Source organism: Aeromonas diversa CDC 2478-85 (assembly GCF_000819805.1).
Lineage (GTDB): Bacteria > Pseudomonadota > Gammaproteobacteria > Enterobacterales > Aeromonadaceae > Aeromonas > Aeromonas diversa.
Window position 1 is genome coordinate 3,156 of record NZ_CDCE01000019.1, and the last position, 474, is coordinate 3,629.

Consider the following 474-nt stretch of genomic DNA (forward strand, 5'->3'; position numbering starts at 1 on the left):
CAGCGTCGGTCTTGGCGGCATCGGCGGCCTGCTCAACCTTCTCGGCGGCCTTGTCGGCGGTCTGCTCGACAGTAGCAGCAGCTTCGCTCACGGCAGCGGCAGCTTGCGCCGGCTCGGCGGCAGGGGCCTTGGCCTCTTCTTTCTGGCCACAAGCGGTCAACATCAAACCCAGAATACCGGCTACCAGTACTTTGTTCATCAGTCATTCCTCGAAATCAGGGTTAAGAGATGGTCGACACCATCCCTGTGCGCCGGATCACATTCCGGCCCGACACGCCGCGCACTATATCCTTGTGGAACCGGAAGTAAAACGTGTCTTTCAATGAGATTTTTTTCTTCGATAGATGAAAGATGGCGCTACAGAGTAACAAATCAGCATTTCATACCAATACAATCGTTACACTGCCGGATCGTGACTGTTTTTCGAACAACGGCGCCACGACTCACCCCCAATAAAATGCCGCCCGAAGGCGG

Annotated in this window: 1 protein-coding gene; it reads right to left on the reverse strand. The window is 55.3% G+C overall.

Going from position 1 to position 474, the window contains the following annotated elements; genetic code table 11:
• A partial coding sequence (locus BN1121_RS04790; RefSeq protein ID WP_043597389.1) for a hypothetical protein occupies window positions 1-199 on the reverse strand: 199 nt, incomplete at its 3' end.
• Window positions 200-474 lie beyond the last annotated feature (275 nt).